Source organism: Streptomyces sp. NPDC005799 (genome assembly GCF_040630525.1).
In the GTDB taxonomy this organism is placed as follows: domain Bacteria; phylum Actinomycetota; class Actinomycetes; order Streptomycetales; family Streptomycetaceae; genus Streptomyces; species Streptomyces griseorubiginosus_B.
Genome location: NZ_JBEXXQ010000018.1, coordinates 113,659 through 131,357, shown reverse-complemented (window position 1 = coordinate 131,357; position 17,699 = coordinate 113,659). Strand labels below are relative to the sequence as shown.

The 17,699-nt window shown below is 72.0% G+C and carries 15 protein-coding genes; 7 read left to right on the top strand and 8 right to left on the bottom strand.

Annotated features, from left to right (window positions below; genetic code table 11):
- Nucleotides 1-138 precede the first annotated feature (138 nt).
- Nucleotides 139-1,104, bottom strand: a complete 966-nt coding sequence (locus tag ABZ453_RS19610; protein WP_359016199.1) for an ABC transporter substrate-binding protein — start codon at nt 1,102-1,104, stop codon at nt 139-141.
- A 360-nt stretch (nt 1,105-1,464) separates the two neighbouring features.
- Here ABZ453_RS19610 and ABZ453_RS19605 point away from each other — a divergent pair, with 360 nt between their 5' ends.
- From ABZ453_RS19605 to ABZ453_RS19590, 4 genes are read left to right on the top strand one after another with little or no spacing between them, the layout of a single operon-like run.
- Nucleotides 1,465-4,395: an ATP-binding protein gene (locus tag ABZ453_RS19605; RefSeq protein WP_359016198.1), complete on the top strand. Its 2,931-nt coding sequence runs from the start codon at nt 1,465-1,467 to the stop codon at nt 4,393-4,395.
- Nucleotides 4,392-4,871, top strand: a complete 480-nt coding sequence (locus ABZ453_RS19600; protein ID WP_359016197.1) for a roadblock/LC7 domain-containing protein — start codon at nt 4,392-4,394, stop codon at nt 4,869-4,871. The genes ABZ453_RS19605 and ABZ453_RS19600 overlap by 4 nt, the downstream gene beginning before the upstream one ends.
- A gap of 56 nt (nt 4,872-4,927) precedes the next feature.
- Nucleotides 4,928-5,347: a DUF742 domain-containing protein gene (locus ABZ453_RS19595; protein ID WP_133041589.1), complete on the top strand. Its 420-nt coding sequence runs from the start codon at nt 4,928-4,930 to the stop codon at nt 5,345-5,347.
- Nucleotides 5,334-5,936: an ATP/GTP-binding protein gene (locus ABZ453_RS19590; protein ID WP_359016196.1), complete on the top strand. Its 603-nt coding sequence runs from the start codon at nt 5,334-5,336 to the stop codon at nt 5,934-5,936. The genes ABZ453_RS19595 and ABZ453_RS19590 overlap by 14 nt, the downstream gene beginning before the upstream one ends.
- 103 nt (nt 5,937-6,039) lie before the next feature.
- On the opposite strand, the gene ABZ453_RS19585 is transcribed toward ABZ453_RS19590, so the two are convergent.
- From ABZ453_RS19585 to ABZ453_RS19575, 3 genes are read right to left on the bottom strand one after another with little or no spacing between them, the layout of a single operon-like run.
- Complete coding sequence (locus ABZ453_RS19585) at nt 6,040-6,711, bottom strand: ABC transporter permease (RefSeq protein WP_359016195.1); 672 nt, start codon at nt 6,709-6,711, stop codon at nt 6,040-6,042.
- Nucleotides 6,708-7,418 carry an ABC transporter permease gene (locus tag ABZ453_RS19580; protein ID WP_359016194.1) on the bottom strand — a complete coding sequence of 237 codons (711 nt, stop codon included), beginning with the start codon at nt 7,416-7,418 and terminating at the stop codon, nt 6,708-6,710. Before ABZ453_RS19580 ends, ABZ453_RS19585 begins: the two co-directional genes overlap by 4 nt.
- Entirely contained in the window at nt 7,415-8,542 is a 1,128-nt protein-coding gene (locus tag ABZ453_RS19575; protein WP_359016193.1) for an ABC transporter ATP-binding protein, read from the bottom strand. The genes ABZ453_RS19580 and ABZ453_RS19575 overlap by 4 nt, the downstream gene beginning before the upstream one ends.
- A gap of 352 nt (nt 8,543-8,894) precedes the next feature.
- On the opposite strand from ABZ453_RS19575, the gene ABZ453_RS19570 reads away from it, so the two are divergent.
- The 3 genes from ABZ453_RS19570 to ABZ453_RS19560 are packed head-to-tail and all read left to right on the top strand — an operon-like array spanning nt 8,895 to nt 11,896.
- Nucleotides 8,895-9,851: an ATP-binding cassette domain-containing protein gene (locus ABZ453_RS19570; RefSeq protein ID WP_359016192.1), complete on the top strand. Its 957-nt coding sequence runs from the start codon at nt 8,895-8,897 to the stop codon at nt 9,849-9,851.
- Nucleotides 9,848-10,648 carry an ABC transporter permease gene (locus tag ABZ453_RS19565; protein ID WP_359016191.1) on the top strand — a complete coding sequence of 267 codons (801 nt, stop codon included), beginning with the start codon at nt 9,848-9,850 and terminating at the stop codon, nt 10,646-10,648. The genes ABZ453_RS19570 and ABZ453_RS19565 overlap by 4 nt, the downstream gene beginning before the upstream one ends.
- 27 nt (nt 10,649-10,675) lie before the next feature.
- The gene (locus ABZ453_RS19560) at nt 10,676-11,896 is read left to right on the top strand and encodes a cytochrome P450 (protein WP_359016190.1); all 1,221 of its coding nucleotides are present in this window, start codon (nt 10,676-10,678) and stop codon (nt 11,894-11,896) included.
- Here ABZ453_RS19560 and ABZ453_RS19555 read toward each other — a convergent pair.
- From ABZ453_RS19555 to ABZ453_RS19540, 4 genes are read right to left on the bottom strand one after another with little or no spacing between them, the layout of a single operon-like run.
- Nucleotides 11,886-15,044: a BTAD domain-containing putative transcriptional regulator gene (locus ABZ453_RS19555; protein ID WP_359016189.1), complete on the bottom strand. Its 3,159-nt coding sequence runs from the start codon at nt 15,042-15,044 to the stop codon at nt 11,886-11,888. The two genes, ABZ453_RS19560 and ABZ453_RS19555, sit on opposite strands and share 11 nt — an antisense overlap.
- Nucleotides 15,045-15,070: 26 nt before the next feature.
- Nucleotides 15,071-15,808: an FAD:protein FMN transferase gene (locus tag ABZ453_RS19550; RefSeq protein WP_359016188.1), complete on the bottom strand. Its 738-nt coding sequence runs from the start codon at nt 15,806-15,808 to the stop codon at nt 15,071-15,073.
- A gap of 1 nt (nt 15,809) precedes the next feature.
- Complete coding sequence (locus ABZ453_RS19545) at nt 15,810-16,232, bottom strand: FMN-binding protein (RefSeq protein WP_359016187.1); 423 nt, start codon at nt 16,230-16,232, stop codon at nt 15,810-15,812.
- A 10-nt stretch (nt 16,233-16,242) separates the two neighbouring features.
- Nucleotides 16,243-17,580, bottom strand: a complete 1,338-nt coding sequence (locus ABZ453_RS19540) for a ferredoxin reductase family protein (RefSeq protein ID WP_359016186.1) — start codon at nt 17,578-17,580, stop codon at nt 16,243-16,245.
- Nucleotides 17,581-17,699: the final 119 nt, after the last annotated feature.

Sequence of the window (17,699 nt, the reverse complement as noted above, 5' to 3'; positions counted from 1 at the left end):
CTCACGCCCCACGACATGCACACCCACCCGGCACTCCGAAGCGGTGCGGCGCCGGCCGCCACTTTCCCCGACGGATACCCACCGCGGGCGCGGGGGCCCCCGTGAGGGGGGCACCCGCGCCGTACCGTGCGAAAGGGCTCAGCTCAGGCCGGCCGTCTTCAGCCAGGCCTTGGCGACGTCCAGCGGGTCCTTGTTCTCGAGCTGGACCTGCGAGTCCAGGTCGAGCAGGGTCTTGGTGTCGAGCTTGGCGGAGACCCCGTTCAGCGCGGCGACACCGCCCGAGGACAGGCCGCTCTTGTATACGAGCGGCTGGACGTTCTCGAAGCCGAAGAGGTTCTGCGGGTCCTGCAGGACGACGAACTTCTCCTTGGTGATGTTCGGGTCCGTGGTGAAGATGTCCGCGGCCTGCACGGTGTTCTTCTTCAGCGCCGCCAGGGTCAGCGGGCCGCCCGCGTCCAGCGCCTTGAAGCCCTTGAACTGCAGGCCGTACACCGACTTCAGGCCCACCAGGCCCTGCTGCCGGGTCTGGAACTCCGGCGAGGCGCCGATGGTCAGGTCCTTCGCCACGTTCTTGAGGTCCGCGATGCTGGACTCGCTGGTCAGCTTGTACTTGTCCGCGGTGGCCTTGTTGACCGTGACGGAGTCCTTGTCCTGCGCGGAGGCGGGGTCCAGGAGCGTCAGCTTGGAGTCCAGCTTGGCCTCGATCGCGGCCGTGGTGGCCTCGACCGTCTTGGGCGCGGCCTTCGGGTCGAGGTAGGCGAGCAGCGCGCCGTTGTACTCCGGCAGCACGGTGATGGAGCCGTTCTTCAGCAGCCCGTACGTCGTCTCGCGGCTGCCGATGTTCGGCTTGTAGGTGACCTTGACACCCTTGGCCTTCAGGGCCTCGCCGTAGATGTCGGCGATCAGGATGCTCTCGGCGAAGTTGTTGGATCCGACGACGACGGTCTTGCCGTCCGACTTGCCGCCCTGCAGTGGGTCGGAGGAGGAGCTGTCGGAGGAAGAGGAGGAACCACATCCCGCCAGCAGGGCCGTGGTCGCGGCGAGCGCGACGGCCGCCGCGGGGTAGCTCCTGAAGGACCTGGGGCGTGGGGCTTTGGAAGTCACGATTCCCGTTCCGGACTCGGGGGATTGATGAGAAGCAAGCGCTGCAACTGATCCAATCCAGCCTGTTCTCCCTCAGTCAAGAGCAGCCTGGTCACCAATTGGCCTCAATGCGTGATCGGTTGTGAATGCGGTGTGAACAGACTGAAGCGGAAGCGGAGGCGCTTTGTAACGGATTCTTGACGTAGGGCGACGCCCTTGATCATTCAAAGAGACGGTAGTCTCACCGCAGTTGGCGTCGGTCACAGCGGTGTGCGGGGGCCGCTGCGGTGTCATCCGCACCATTCCTCATGATCCAGTCATCGATCAGAATCGGTCAAGGCGCGTCGTCGCGCGCGACCGAGACCGCACGAAGGAGGCCCGGTGTCCACGAAAGAGGTGGACGCGACCGCCCGGCCCGCCCCGCCGTCGCCGAGAGGCGGCATCCGGGGGTTCGCCGACCGGTGGCCGTTCCGGCGCAAGCTCAACCTCCTGGTCGGCGTTCCGCTGGCCGTCGTAGCCGCCCTGCTCTCGTATCTGATCGCCGGCCAGATCGGCCAGGCGCAGGACGCCTCGTCCGCGGCGGACCTGGTGCGCAACAGCGAGCAGGTGGCCACCCTGGTCAACGAGGTGGAGAGCGAGCACCAGCTGGCGATCCTGCTCTCCGTGCGCTACGAGGCCGGCGGCAAGGGCGTCGAGTCGACCCGGACCGCCTACCGCAAGGCGCAGCGGGCGGTGGACGACCAGATCGCCAAGGTGCGGTCGGTCTTCGGCGGGGAGCTGCCGGACAGCGAGGCGCAGGCGCTGAAGGAGGTCGAGGGCCTCACCAGTCTGCGCGGGACGGTCGAGCAGAGCTATCTGCCCGCCAGCAACATCGACCCCGCCTACGACAACGCCGCCAAGACCCTGATCGACGGTCTAGGCCTGGACCGCAACGCCGAGCTGGCCGCGACCTTCACCGGCAACCTCCTGGACTCCCTGCTGCGCGCCGACGCAGCGCACGGCTCCTTCGAGACCGGCGTGTTCTCGGCGACGACCGGTGACACCAACGCGCTCATCGAGTTCACCACCGCCGTCGGCGCCTACGAGCTCTACGGCAACCAGGCAGACCGCTTCGCCCGGTTCGCCACCGCCGACCAGGCCGACGAACTCACCCGCGTCGAGCACACCGACGCCATGCGGGAGATCTCCGAGGCCTACGCCGAACTCCAGGTCGCGCCCAGCACCCTGCAGGCCGAAACGCCCGCCGAGATCAAGACCGCGTTCCAGGACGCCCTCAGCGACTACCCCTCGTACCCCGAGCAGGCGCAGAGCCGGCTGAAGATCACCACCTCGCTCATCGACCAGATCGCCGACCGCGCCGACCGCGCCTCCAGCGACGCGACGTGGCGGGCCGGACTGCTGCTCGGCATCGGTCTGCTCGGCTTCGCGCTGTGGATCGCCTTCTCGGTGCTGGTGCGCCGCTCGGTGGTGCGGCCGGTGCAGGCCCTCACCGGTGCCGCGCAGGAGGTCGCCGACGTGGCCGGGCGCGAACTGGCCCGGGTCGCCGACGACGACGCCGAGGACGACAGCCCGCCGAAGCTGCGGGAGATGCCGGTCACCGCGAACGACGAGATCGGTGCGCTGGCCGAGGTGTTCAACCGCGTGCAGACCACCTCGATCGCCCTGCTGGAGCGCCAGGTGCTCAGCCGGCGCAACGTCGCCGAGATGTTCGGCAACGTGGGCCGCCGCGTCAGCAACCTGACGACCCGTCAGCTCGCGTTGATCGACGCGGTGGAGCGCGGTGAGACCGACCCGGCCCTGCTGGAGCGCCTCTACTCCATCGACCACATCGCCGTCCGGCTGCGCCGCAACGCCGACAGCCTGATGCTGCTCGCCGGCATCCGCGAGACGGTCCTGGACTCCGGACCGACGGCGCTGACCAACGTCGTACGCGCCGCGCTGGGCCAGATCGAGGGCTTCCAGCGGGTACGGCTGCACGCGCGCACCGAGGTCATGGTCGAGCCGGACATCATCGGCGACCTCACGCTGATGGTGGCCGAACTGCTGGAGAACGCGGTGTCGTTCTCGCCCGCCGGCAGCCCCGTCGAGGTGTACGTGCGGGACACCTCCGGTGAGGAGGCGCCGGGCGGCGCGGCGATCGTCGTCGCCGACCACGGCCTCGGCATGAGCGCCGACCGGCTCGCCGAGGAGAACGGCCGGCTGATCCGCCGCGAGCGACTGGACGTCGTACCGACGAAGGTGCTCGGCCTGTTCGTGGTCGGCACCCTGGCGCGGCGCTGGGACGTCGGGGTCAATCTCTCCCGCACCCCGGGCGGCGGTGTGACGGCCGAGGTGACGGTGCCGCCGTCGCTGCTGCTCGCGATGAGCCCGGTGGAGGTCGCCGTCGGCGGTTCGACGGGCCGACGGGGCTCCATCGCCTCGGAGTCGGCAGCCGTGTCCGGAGCCCGGGCGTCGTCCGCCGTCGAGGAGAACACCCGGTTGTCGTCCGACACCGCGCGGGGCGGTCAGCCGGGGCCGCTGCCCCGCCGCGTGCCGCGCCGTGAGATCCCCACGGGCACGGACGCTTCCTCGTCCCGGCCGGACGCCGTGACGCCGCCTTCGCCCGACGCCCCGACTCCGGCTGCCGCGCCCCCCGAGGAACGCACCCCCTTCATCCCCCCGGCCCGCAGCGAGGCACCGCCGCAGCCCAGGGCGAAGGAGGCGACCCGCCCGAGCTGGGCCAGGGACACCGACCCGCGCCCCGAGGACACTTCGCACGCGCACGAGGCAGTCGGCGAACCGCGTTCCGGGTGGACCGACGCCCCGGCGTCCGCCCGCCCCGCCGAGGACGCTCCGGCTTCCCATGAGCCCGCCCTCCCGACCCGCTCCCACTGGAGCGAGGACGCGGTCTCCGCGCGGCCCGCCGAGGACGTGAGCCCCTCGCGTCGTTCCGGTGCCGACGACTGGGTATCGTCGGGCGGAGCCCCGGGCGGCGAGACGGCGTTGTCCGCCGAGGGCACGAGCGGCGGCGCGAGCCCGGCCTTCGCCGGTGACGGCTCCCCCCGTCCGCTGCGGCGGCGAGTGCGGGGCGCGACCCTTCGTACGACCGTCGACGCCGCCCAGCACGCGGCGCGGCAGGTCGCCCGGCCCGCCGACGCGGACGCCGTCCGCGACACACTCGACGAGTTCGAGGCCGCCGTGGAACGGGCCAACCGCGACAGTGCCGTCGCGGCCAACGGCAATGCCGGCGGTGCGGACGCCACGTCCGGTGCCGCCCATCGGACCACCGACCCGCACGACCAGAACCACCTCCCGGAAGGAGCCGAGCAGTGAGCACGTCGACAGGTGACACTTCCCCCGCGGGAGCCACCACGCCGGCCGAACTGCAGGCCGCGGCAGCCGACTTCACCTGGCTGTTGAACCGATTCGCGACCGAGACCGCGGGCGTCGTGGACGCCATCGCCGTCTCCTCCGACGGACTGCTCATCGCCGTCTCCGAGTTGCGTGAGCACGCCGACTCGGAGCGGCTGGCCGCGATCGTCTCCGGCATCACGTCCCTGGCCGCCGGTGCCTCCGGCAACTACGGCCTGGGCGCCCTCAACAAGGTCATCATCGACCTCGAGGGCGGCCATGTCCTGGTCTCCGCCATCGGCAGCGGCGCCGTGCTCGGCGTGGTCACCGACAAGGAGGCCAAGCTGGGCAACATCGCCTACGAGATGACGCTGTTCGCCAACCGGGCCGGCAGCGCTCTCAGCCCGCAGCTGGTGCTCCAGCTCAAGAACAGCGTCGGCGCGGCATCCGCGCGCTGACCGGTTGCCGCCCCCGGGACCCGTCCTGAGGGCGCGATCGAGGAGGAAGACACCCCATGGCGGACGGCTCCCCACCGCCGGGCGACCCGGACCCGGTCGGCCCCGCCCCCGCCGTACGGCCGTTCCTGGTCACCGCCGGTCGCGTCGCGCCCACCGCGGCCGGCCGGCCGGTGCCGGTGGAGACCCAGGTGGTGGCCACCGCCGAGGGTCTCGTCGTGCTCGACGAACTCGACTTCGAGCAGCACGACATCGTCGCCGCCTGCCGGCGGCCGCAGTCCGTCGCGGAACTCGCGGCCCGGCTGCGGCTGCACCTGAACGTGGTCCGGGTCCTCGCCGAGGACCTGCGTGCGGCCGGCTACCTGACGGTGCACGTGCCCGACTCCGGCGTCACCCACGACGCCTCCGTCCTGCGCAGGGTCATCGAGGCCCTGCGTGCCATCCCCGACTCCCGAGGGGTACTCCGTGACTCGGATTGAACCGGCCGCCCCCGCCGTGGCCGCCCCAGTGGCCGCCGTAGCACCGCCGCTGCCGGTCAAGCTGGTGATCGCGGGCGGCTTCGGCGTGGGCAAGACCACCGCCGTGGGCTCGATCTCCGAGATCGAGCCGCTGACCACCGAGGCCGCCATCACGGAGGTCGCGGCGGGCGTGGACGACCTCAGCCACACGCCCCGCAAGACCACCACCACGGTGGCGATGGACTTCGGCTGCATCACCATCGACCCGACGCTGAAGCTGTACCTGTTCGGCACGCCCGGTCAGGAGCGGTTCGGCTTCATGTGGGACGACATCGTCGAGGGCGCGGTGGGCGGGCTGGTCATCGTCGACACCCGCCGTCTGGACGACTGTTACGCCGCCGTGGACTACTTCGAGCACAAGCAGATCCCGTTCGCGGTCGCCGTCAACGCGTTCGACGGGAAGGTCGAGCACACACTGGAGGAGGTCCGCTGGGCGCTGGACGTCGCCGAGCGGGTGCCGGTGGTGGTGTTCGACGCGCGGGAGCGGGGGTCTGTGCGGGACGCTCTGCTGGTTGTGCTGGAGCAGGCGTTGGCGCGAAGCGGAGGTTGACCGCTCGGCCCGGCCCCCACCGGTCCCGTTCTGTCTGCGGGCCGGTGGGGGCTTGTCGCGCCCGCGCGGCGGTAGCCACGAATCGAGTACAGCCCCGCGCCCCTTACGGGGCGCTTCTGCGTACCCCGGGTGACACAGTGAACCTTGCCACCAGCCAGAAGAACCCGAGTGTCACCAGAGCGAGTACGGCCACCAGGGTCGCCCCGCCCACCACCTTCTCGTAGTTGCGTTGGTAGAGGCCGTCCACGATGTAGCGGCCGAGGCCGCCGAGGGCGACGTAGGCCGCGATCGTGGCCGTCGAGACGATCTGGATGGCTGCCGAGCGCAGGCCGCTGAGGATCAGCGGGAGGGCGACGGGGAGTTCGACCTGGAACAGGACCCGTGACTCGGCCATGCCCATGCCGCGGGCCGCGTCGACCGGGGACGGGTCGACGGAGCGCACCGCCTCGTAGGTGGTGACCAGGATCGGCGGTACGGCGAGCACGACCAGCGGGATCATCACCGGGGTGAGCCCGAGTCCCAGCAGGACGAACATCAGCACCAGCAGGCCGAAGCTGGGCAGGGCGCGTCCCGCGGTGGCGATGAAGGCGACGGTGTTGCCGCCCCGGCCGGTGTGGCCGGTGAGCAGGCCGACCGGCAGGCCGATGGCGGCCGCGATGGCGAGGGCGATCAGGGAGTACTGGATGTGCTCGCGCAGCCGGGTGGGGATGCCGTCGTAGCCGTGCCAGTGGGCGCTGTCGCTGAAGAAGTTGTTGATGAAGTGGAGGACGTTCATCGGACGGCGTCCTCCAGGGCGGCCTGCAGCGGTTCGGGTTCGTCGACGGGGCGAGGTTTGCGGTTTCCGCGCGGCATCCAGGGGGTGACCAGGACACGCACGAGGACCAGCAGGGCGTCCGCGAGGATGGCGAGGACGGCCGTGCCGACCACGGACAGCCAGATCAGCCGGGACTGGTGGTAGATCATGCCGTCGTTGAGCAGGTTGCCGAGCCCGCCCTGGTTGCCGATCAGCATGCCGACGCTGACCAGGGAGATGCTGGAGACGGTGGCCACGCGCAGGCCGGCGATGATGGCGGGCGCGGCGATGGGCAACTGGACCTGGAAGTAGCGTCGTACGGGTCCCAGGCCCATCGCGGTGGCCGCGTCCAGGGTCTCCTGCGGGACCGAGCGGACGCCGTCCACGATGGCCGGGACGAAGACCACGAGGCTGTAGATGCCCAGCGGGATCATCACGGTGGTCTCGGTCTGGCCGGTGTAGTCGATGAGCACGACGAAGAAGGCCAGCGAGGGGATGGCGTAGAGGACGGTCGTCACCCACAGCACCGGCGGGTACAGCCATCTCAGCCGCACGCAGAGCTGGGCGACGGGCAGCGCCACCACCAGGCCGACCGCGACCGGGATCAGCGCCTCGCGCAGATGCAGTCCGACCAGGCCCCAGTACGTGTTCTGCAGGTCGCTCGGGATGTCGAAGAGGCCGCCGCTCATCCGGCGACCTTTTCCGCGCGGCCCTCTGCGTGCGCGGCGCGGATGGCCTCGCCGATGGTCTGCTGCGAGACCACGCCGGTGACCCGGCCGTCGGCGCCGACCGCGACGGCCCAGCCGGTCGGCGAGAGCACGGCACCGTCGAGGGCGGCGCGCAGGGACTCCCGGCCGTGCTCGAAGGGGCGGCCGTGGGAGAGGAGTCGGGCCGGGTCGACCGACCCGGCGGTCAGCGCGGCCGGCTCGCTCCAGCCGAGGGGACGGCCGTCGACGTCGGTGACGAGGAGGTAGGGCACGTCCTTGGAGGTGCGGGCGGCGATCTGCTCGGCGGTGGCGTCGACGGCGACGATCGGGGTGGTCAGCAGATCGAGGCCGGAGGAGGAGAAGAAGGACAGGCGCCGGATCCCCCGGTCCGCGCCGAGGAAGTCCTCGACGAAGGCGTCCGCGGGATCGGTGAGCAGCTCGGCGGGCGGGGCGAACTGGGCGAGATGGCCGCCGGTGCGCATCACCGCGACCATCGTGCCGATCTTCACGGCCTCGTCGATGTCATGGGTGACGAAGACGATGGTCTTGCCCAACTCGTCCTGAATGCGCAGGAGTTCGTCCTGGAGGCCCTTGCGCACCACCGGGTCGACAGCGGAGAAGGGCTCGTCCATCAGCAGGACCGGCGGGTCGGCGGCGAGCGCCCGGGCCACGCCGACGCGCTGCTGCTGGCCGCCGGAGAGCTGGTAGGGGTACCGCTTGGCGAGGGAGCCGTCGAGTCCGACCCGCTCCATCAACTCGCGGGCGCGCGCCCGGGCCCTGGCCTTGTCCCAGCCCAGCAGGCGGGGCACGGTGGCGATGTTGTCGATGATCGTGCGGTGCTGGAAGAGGCCCGCGTTCTGGATGACGTACCCCATCGACCGGCGCAGCGTGTTCACGGGCTGCCGGCTGATGTCCTTGCCGTCGATGGTGATCGTGCCCTCGCTCGGCTCGATCATCCGGTTGATCATGCGCAGGGTTGTCGTCTTGCCGCAGCCCGACGGGCCCACGAAGACGGTGATGGATCGGTCGGGTATCTCCAGGGAGAGGTTGTCGACCGCCACCGTGCCATCGGGGTAGCGCTTGGTGACTGAATCTATCCGTATCAAAACGCCGAACGCCCTTCGGGACTGGATCGTTGGGTGCAGATTCTAGACCGCTTGTGTTTCCGAATTCAGTCGGGAACCTGGCGAAAACCGGTATGCACCGAGGCGGTATCACTCTGTGACCGACCCGTGAGTCCACTGATTCCCACGCCCCGCCCAGCGGCCGCTCGGCGAGCCCACAGCGCCGGCCCCGATCGTCATGGCCGTGAGCGAACCGGAGAACGGGTCATGACGACCCTCGCCCCGCCTCCCGCACCGGCCCAGGATCCCAGCAGGGGCCCCGGTTTCAGCCCGCTGCTCCCGCTGAAACCGCCGTGAAGCCGCCCTGAAGCCGGCCCCCGGCACGCTCTGCGGCATGAACCAGACGACGACACCGGCCATCGAGGTGACCGGCCTGAGCAAGGCGTACGGCGACAAGGTCGTCCTCGACGGGATCGATCTCTCGGTCCCACGCGGCACGATCTTCTCGCTGCTCGGCCCGAACGGCGCCGGCAAGACCACCACCGTCCAGATCCTCTCCACCCTGATCCGCGCCGACTCCGGCGAGGCCCGCGTCGCCGGGCACGACGTGCGCGAGGCTCCGCAGTCCGTGCGCGCCGCGATCGGCGTCACCGGCCAGTTCTCCGCCGTCGACCAGCTGATCACCGGCGAGGAGAACCTGGCGCTGATGGCGGACCTGCACCACCTCCCCCGTGCCGAGGGCCGCCGCCTCACCGCGGAACTGCTGGCCCGCTTCGATCTCGTGGAGGCTGCGCGGAAGCCCGCCGCCACCTACTCCGGCGGCATGCGGCGGCGCCTCGACATCGCCATGACGCTGATCGGCTCACCCCGGGTGATCTTCCTCGACGAGCCGACCACGGGGCTCGACCCGCGTTCCCGGCACGCCGTGTGGCGGATCGTGCGCGAGCTCGTCGACGGCGGGGTCACCGTCTTCCTCACCACGCAGTACCTGGAGGAGGCCGACCAACTCGCCGACCGCATCGCGGTGCTGAACGGCGGCCGGATCGTCGCCGAGGGCACGCCCGACGAACTCAAGCGTCTCGTCCCCGGCGGCCATGTCCGTCTCCGGTTCCTCGACCCGGCCGAACTCCAGCGCGCCGCCCGGGTGTTGGACACGGGTCTGCGCGACGACGAGGCGCTCACGCTCCAGGTGCCGGGCGACGGCAGCGTGCACACCCTGCGCGCCCTGCTGGACGTCCTCGACGCGCACGGTGTCGCCGTGGACTCCCTCACCGTCCACACCCCCGATCTCGACGACGTCTTCTTCGCGGTCACCGGCCGCCCCGAGCACGAGAAGGTGCAGAGCCGATGAGCAGCGCCGTCCAGCCCGCCACCCCACACCTGCGCGACTCCCTCACCATGCTGCGGCGCAACCTGCTGCACGCCCGCCGCTACCCCTCGATGACGCTCCAGGTCGCGCTCATCCCCGTCTTCCTGCTGCTGTTGTTCGTGTACGTCTTCGGCTCCGCGCTCGGCGCCGGAATCGGCCAGGGCGGCGACCGCACCGCCTATCTCGCCTATCTCGTCCCCGGCATCCTGCTGATGACGGCGGGCACCGGGTCGGTGCCGACGGCGGTCGCCGTGTGCACGGACATGGCCGAGGGCATCGTCGCCCGCTTCCGCACCATGGCGATCTCCCGGGCGTCGATCCTGGTGGGCCATGTGGTCGGCAGTGTCCTCCAGACGGTCATCAACCTGACCCTGGTCACCGCGGTCGCGCTGGCCATCGGGTTCCGGCCCGACGCCGGCCCCGTCGAATGGATGGCGGCCTGCGGTCTGCTCGTCCTCTTCGTTCTCGCGCTGACCTGGCTCTCGGTCGCCCTGGGGCTGATCAGCAGGACGCCCGAGGGCGCCAGCAACGCCCCGCTGCCGATCTCGTTCCTGCTGCCCTTCGTCAGCAGCACCTTCGTGCCGGTCGGCTCGATGCCGTCCTGGATCCGCTGGTTCGCCGAGTACCAGCCCTTCACCACGGTCATCGAGACCGTGCGCGGCCTGCTGACGGGCACACCGATCGGGCACAACGGCTGGATGGCGGTGGCGTGGAGCGTCGCGATCGCGGTCCTCGGCCTCGTGTGGTCCCTCCGCCTCTTCGACCGCGACCCCCGCTGAACATCCCTCCACTGAAAGGCAGTTGCCATGAACGCCGTGTCCCTCACCCCCGAACTCGTCGAGAACCCCGTCGGCGCCTACGCCGGCCTGCGCTCCCGGCCCGGCCTCGGCCATGTCGTCCTGCCGGGCCTGAGCACCCCCGTCCGCCTGGTCACCCGGCACGAGGACGTGAAGGCCGCGCTCACCGAACCGCGCCTGATCCGGGACCGGTCGACGGTCTCCGGCTCCGACATGCCCGACCCCCAGGCCGAGTTGCTGGCCCAGGGCGCCGACGGTCTTCCGCCCGAGTACGCCCGGTACCTCTCCGGCCACCTCGCCCTCTTCGACGGCGACGAGCACAGCAGACGTCGCGGCCCCCTCACCCGGGCCTTCACCGCCCGCCGGGTGGCCGCCCTGCGCCCCTTCGTGGAGCAGACGGCACGGGAGTTGGCCGACACCCTCGCGGGGCGTGAACAGGCCGATCTGCTGGGCGAGTTCGCCTATCCGCTGAGCACGGCGGTGATCTGCGCGCTGGTCGGTGTCGACGCGGGCGACCAGGACAAGGTCTGCGGCTGGATCCGGGATTTCGCGTACGGCGACGGCAGCCGGGTCCTCGAAGGGCTCGGCGCGCTCGTGGGGTACACCAAGGACCTGGTCGCCCGGCGCCGGGCCGAGCCCGCCGGCGACCTGGTGTCGGCGCTGCTCGCCGACGGCGGTATGACCGACGACGAGATCGTCACCGTCTTCTTCCTGCTGATCAACACCGGCATCACCCCGCCCGCCCTGTTCCTGGCGCACGCGATGCTCGCCCTGCTGGACCGCCCCGACCAGCTGGAGCGGCTGCGTACCGACCCGGAGCTGCTCACCCGGGCAGTGCCCGAACTCCTGCGCTACGTCACGCTGGTGCGCATGGGCGCCACGCTGTACGCCACGGAGGACTTCGAGTTCGCCGGGACCCTTCTGAGGAAGGGCGAGGCGGTGACGGTCGCGCTGTTCGCCGCCGACCATGACCCGGCCGCCTACGACTCCCCCGAACACCTCGACGTAACAAGGGAGTTGGGCCGCGGCGACGGTCATCTCGCCTTCGGGCACGGCCCGCACTACTGCATCGGCGCGGCCCTCGGCCGGCTGGTGACGGGCGTCGTCCTCGACGAGCTGGTGGTACGGCGGCCCACCGCCCCGAAGCTCGCCGTGGACCGGGCCGAACTCGCCTTCGGGCACTGGCCCGGCGACGGCTTCCACCTGCTGGCGCTGCCGGTCAGTGTGTGACCCGCTGCCGCACCAGGCCGAGCACGGCCTCGCACAGTCCGTCGTCGTCCAGGGCGGCGTACCGGGACACCGCGTCCTCGTACGCCGCCCTGTCGGCGTTCCGGGCGTCCTCGCGGGCCCGGGCCAGGGACATGGTGGGCTGGAAGTTGCGCAGGTAGCGCAGCCGCTCGGCGAGCGCGATCAGCCGTACGCCGTCCGTGTCCCCCTGCGCCAGCTCGGCCGTGCCGAGGGCGAGCAGCAGCGCGCCGCACAGCGGGAAGTAAGCGGGCCGGGCGGCCGGGGAGCGGGTCAGCAGGTGTGTGACGCGGCCGGGGAACGCGGTGCGGACACGGTCGACGAGGTCGGTGCGGCCGTACCGGGCGTGGGCGGTCACGGCGACCGCCTGGAGCTCCGGTACCCAGGCCTCCATCACCGGTTCCCCGCCCGGTGCCGGGTCGGCGGTGTGCGTCAGCCGGTCCAGGGCCCGGCGCCACAGGCCGAGGCCGGTCTCGATGTCGCCGCGGGCGAGCGCCATCTCGGCGCGGGCTCCCAGGTCGGGGGTGAAGGGGTCGGACACGGCGCCCTCGGGCTGGTGCCGCAGCGCCTGCTCCAGCCAGTGTTCCGCCTCGTCGATCTCCCCGGCCTGCAGGTTGGCGAGCATGATCCCCCAGCGCAGTCCGATCGTGTCGGTCCACTCGCCGAACTCCTCGAGGGCTTCGAGGGCGGCCTTCATCGGTCCGATCGCCTCCGCGCCGCGTTCCGTCTGCAGGCACAGTTCGGCGAACCGGGCCCGCGGCCAGATCCGCAGCAGCGGGATGTCCTGGCCGGCGGATGCGTCGAGCATCCGGCGGGCGGCCGTGAGGGCTCGCTCGGGGTCCTGCTCGTGCTCGCCGACGTAGCTGGCGGCGCCGTTGGCGATGGCCGCGAGCAGGGGCCGGTCGCTGTCGCACAGCGCGTCGAGGACGTGGCGGCCGCCGGGCGCGAGCACCTCGGGGAGGGCGCTCAGCACGGCGGCCACGGCACGGATCACGGTGTCCGGCGGGGCGGTCGGCAGGCGGCGCAGCGTGACGAGGACCCGCCCGGCTCCGGGGCCGAGGCCCAGCAGGGAGTTGGCGGCCAGCAGGGCGGCCGCGGTGCGCACGGGTTCCACGTATCCGGGGGCGGGCCGGTAGTGGGAGAGCAGCCGTGCGGTGTCCTCGGTGAGGGCGAGGAGGCGGGCGTGGTTGGCGCCGGCCTCGGTGGACCACAGGCTGCCCAGGACGGCCGTGACCGCGACGACCGTGTCCTGGTCCCCGAGGTCGAGAGCGCGCCGTAGGGCGTGGACGAGGTTGTCCTGCTCGGCGCGGACGAGCCGCCAGGACGCGAACGGCTCGGCCCCGAAGGGCGCGTCGTGGTGGGCGACGCCGAACTCCCGCGCCCAGCCGAGGAACCGCTCCGTGACGGCCGCGTCCTCCCCGGCCCCGTCCCGGTGCGCGGCGGCGAACTCCCGTACCGTCTCCAGCATCCGGAAGCGGGTGCCGGTCGCGGTGTCGGTCACCTTGAGCTCGGTCACCTTGAGCAGGGACTGGTCCACGAGGTCCTCAAGGATCTCCAACACGTCCGGATCGCCCACGAGTTGCTCCGCCGCGCCGGCGGTGAAGCCGTCCGGGAAGACGGACAGGGCCCGTAGCGAGGACCGCCCTCTTTCGTCGAGGAGGTTCCAGCTCCAGTCGACGACGGCGTGCAGGGTGCGGTGACGTTCGGGCGCGTCCCGGCGCCCGCCCCGCAGCAGCGCGAACCGGTCCTGAAGCCGGCTGTGGATCTCGGCGACCGACATCACCCGCACCCGGGCGGCGGCCAGTTCGGCGGCGAGCGGCAGTCCGTCGAGGCGGCGGCAGAGGGCGGCGACGGTGTCGGCGGGCAGGTCGGCGTCGGGGCGGGCGGCTCGGGCCCGCTGCCCGAACAGCTCGACGGTGGTGGCGAGATCGAGTTCGGGCAGGGGGTGGACCGTCTCGGAGGACAGGCCGAGCGGGGCACGGCTGGTGGTGAGGACGCGCAGGTCCCTGGTCCGCGACACCAGGGCCTGGACGAGGTCCGCGACGCCCTGCACTACCTGCTCGCAGTTGTCCAGGACCAGCAGCGCGGGCCCGGCACCGAGGGTGCCCAGAATCCCGGTGACCGCGTCACCTCCCCCACCGGGCCGCGGGCTCTCGGCGGCGCCCAGCGCGGAGGCGACCTCGGCGGTCACGTCGGCGTCGCGGCGGACACCGGCGAGCGGCACCAGGTGCACCACCCGCTGTTCGGCGTCCCGGGCGACGGCGGCCGCGAGGCGGGTCTTGCCGAGACCGCCGGCACCGACGACGGAGACGACGCGGGCGCCGTGCAGCAGGCGGGTCACGGCGGCGACGTCGGCGTCCCTGCCGAGCAGCGGGTTGGGTTCGTGCGGTACCCCGCGCCGGACGGCCGGGGCCTCGCCGCGCAGCAGCTCCTGGTGCAGTTCCTGCAGGGCGGGCCCGGGGTCGGTGCCGAGTTCGTCGCGCAGCCGGCGCCGGTGGGTGTCGTACGTGGCGAGAGCGGCGGCCGGTCCCGCGGTGGCGGTCCGGCAGCGCATCAGCTCCAGCAGGAGTTCCTCGTCGTGCGGCCGCGCGGCGGCCAGGCCGGTGAGCGTGCCGACGGCCTCCTCGCGGCGGCCGGTGCGGGCGAGGGCGAGGGCACGGGAGCGGGCGAGCGCGCGGTGGGTGCCGGCGCGCTCGGCACGCAGCTCGGCGACCGGGTCGCCGAGAGCTTCCTCGACGGCCGGGGCGCCGTCCCACAGCGCGAGCCCCTCCTCCGCCTCCGCCAGGGCGCCCGCGTGGTCCCCGGCGCGGCTCTTCTCGGCGGCCGCGGCGGCGAACAGCCGGACGGCGGCGGTGTCGACCTGGTCCTCGCGCAGGGCGAGCCGGTAGCCGGTGGGGGTACTGGCGATGACGTCGGCGCCGAGCTGACGGCGGGCCCGCGAGACGAGGATCTGCAGGGCCTTCGCCGGGTTGTCCGGCCGCTCCTGCGGCCACAGTCCCTCGACCAGCCGGGCCGTGCCGCACCCCGCCCTGAGCTCCCCGGCCAGTAGCGCGAGCAGCCCCCGCAGCCGGGGCGCGGTGATCTCCCGGCCCCGGTGGGAGACGGCGGACAGGAGCGTCAACTCGATGGTCACCGGGCCAGGTTAGTCAGCCCGGTGGGTCATGCCGCCCGGGACCGCGAGGCCACCGGGAACCCCTCCGTCCGCAGCACCTGTCCCGCCGCGTCCACGGCGAACACCTCGCACCCGGGCTGCGCGGCGGCCCACGCGACGCCCTCCGTGCCCAGCGCGAAGGCGGCCGTGGCCACGGAGTCCGCCTCGGTCAGCGAGGCGGCGACCACCGTCATGCTGAGCAGTCCGGTCGCCGGGCGCCCGATGCGGCCGTCGACGATGTGGTCGCCGCGTTCGTAGCGCGCGGAAGTGGCCACCGCGCCGTCGGTCAGCTCCAGGACCGCGCACAGCCGGTCGGCCTGTTCGGGGTGTCGTACGCCCACCCGCCAGGGTCCGCCGGAGGCGGCCACGTCTCCGCCGGCGTTCAGCACGAACCGTCTCGCACCAGCCGTCCGCAACAGCCGCGCGGCCCGCTGCACCGACCAGCCCTTCACCACCGCGCACGGGTCGAACCCCCGCCCCGGCAGCCACGCGTCGAACGCGCCGCCCGTGGCGACCCGGTAGTGCTCGCACAGGTCGAGCACCTCGGCCAGGTCGGCGCTGAGTGAGTCCCGCCCCAGCTCGCCCCGGCCATGGCGGGACACCTCGCTGTCGGCCCGGAAGGGGCTGAACCGGGCGTCGACCTCACGCAGCCAGGCGAACACCGCGTCCGCGGGCTCCTCCCACGCGCCCTCGTCGTCCACCCGCAGCGAGACGGGGAACCCCATGACGTGTTCGACGCGGCGCACGTCAGGCGCCCTTGGCGTCGATCGCGGCCTGGAGGGACTGCTTGTAACCCTCGCTCGTGACGGTCGCCCCGGACACCGCGTCGATGTCCGCGCTCTGCGCCTTCAGCGTCTCCGCGATCAGCTTCGGTACGGCGGCCGTGGTCTGGGGGTGGTTCGGCTGCTGGAGCATCGACACGGCGGTGATCCGGTCGCCCTCGAAGGTGACCTGCACCTGCACGGGCCCCTTGTCCGTGTTCACGGTCGTGCCCTTGACGACCTTCCCGGAGGCCGAGGACGAACCCGAACCAGAGGGCGAGGCCGAGGAGGACGGTGTCACCGCGGGCTCGGCGGTGGTGGACGTCGTACCCCCGACCGATGGCTCGTAGCGCCAGACCGGGACCAGGCCCGCGATGCTGAGGACGACGACGGGTATGGCTCGCTTCACGTTCTCTTCCTCATCCCGCCAGGCTGAAGCGTTCGAAGTGGATCTGCCGCTTGGGCACGCCCAGCTCGCCCAGGCTGCCCAGCACCGCCTTCATCATCGGCGGCGGCCCGCACAGGAAGACGTCCCGCTCGCCGATGTCGGGCACCAGCCGGGCCAGTTCGCGCGGGGCCAGTTTGTCGGGGACGGGCGGGCCGGTGACCAGGTGCAGTTCGGCGCCCTTGGCGACGGCGAGGTCGCGCAGTTCGTCGTAGAGCACGGCGTCCCGCTCGCTGGCGACGCGGTAGACGACGACCGCGTGGCCCTGGATGTCCTCCAGGAGGGCCCGGATCGGGGTCACGCCGACACCGCCCGCGATCAGCAGGGACTCCGTCCTCGTGCGGTGCAGGGCGGTGAAGGCGCCGTAGGGGCCCTCGGCGAAGACGCGGGTGCCGACCTTCACATGGCGCAGGGCGGCGCTGCCCGCGCCGGCCGCCTTCACCGTCAGGCGCAGGGTGCGGCCGTCGGGGGCGGCGGAGAGGGAGAAGGGGTTGGCCTGCCACCAGCGGTCGGCGGTCAGGAACCGCCACAGGAAGAACTGGCCGGCCTGGGCGGGCAGCTTGTCCAGGTCCTTGCCGGTGACATGGACCGAGACGACGTTGTCGGACTCGGGGACGACCGCGGAGACCCGGAACCGGTGGCGGGTGTTGCGCCACAGCGGCAGCACGAGCCGGCCCAGGACCAGTGCGCCGAGGGCCACGGCCCACACCCCGTACCAGTAGGTCTTCGCGGCGGACGACGAGGTGAACGTCGTACCGACCGCGACCTGGTGGGTGAAGGCGAGCACCACGGCGACGTAGGTGTAGAGGTGGATGAAGTGCCAGGTCTCGTACGCGAGCCGGCGGCGGGCGTAGCGGGCCGAGACGGCTCCGACCACCAGGATCAGGCCGAGGGCGGCGATCGCGCGCAGCACGCCCTCGGTGGTCTCGGCGAGGTCCACGAGCTCGGTGACGGGACCTACGCCCGCCCCGTCGGCATATCCGAAGCTGATGAAGACGGCATGTGCGAGCAGGGTCCACAGCAGGGCGAAGCCGGTCCAGCGGTGCCAGGAGGTCAGCCGGTCCATGCCGATCCGCCGGTCGAGCCAGGGCAGCCGGGCCACCAGCACCAGCTGGAAGGCCATGACCAGGGCGCCGTACAGGCCGGCGAGGCGGCCGATGACGATGAGCGCGTTGGAGGCGAAGCCCGCCTGGGCGAAGAAGTAGGCGACCACGGCCGCGTTCGCGGCGAGCACGGCGAACAGGCCCGTGCGCGCCACCACCCTGGGGCGTGTCGCCGTGGGGGGCGCAGGGGGTGATTGGACGGTCGTCACGGTGACGGCAGCTCCTTGATCGGGTCCTGGGTGACCGAGCTTGGCCGGTGGGAGCTGTCGAGAAGCTGTCGGACAACTTTCAAGTACTTATCGATGTGCTCGCTGTGTGCCGGACCACA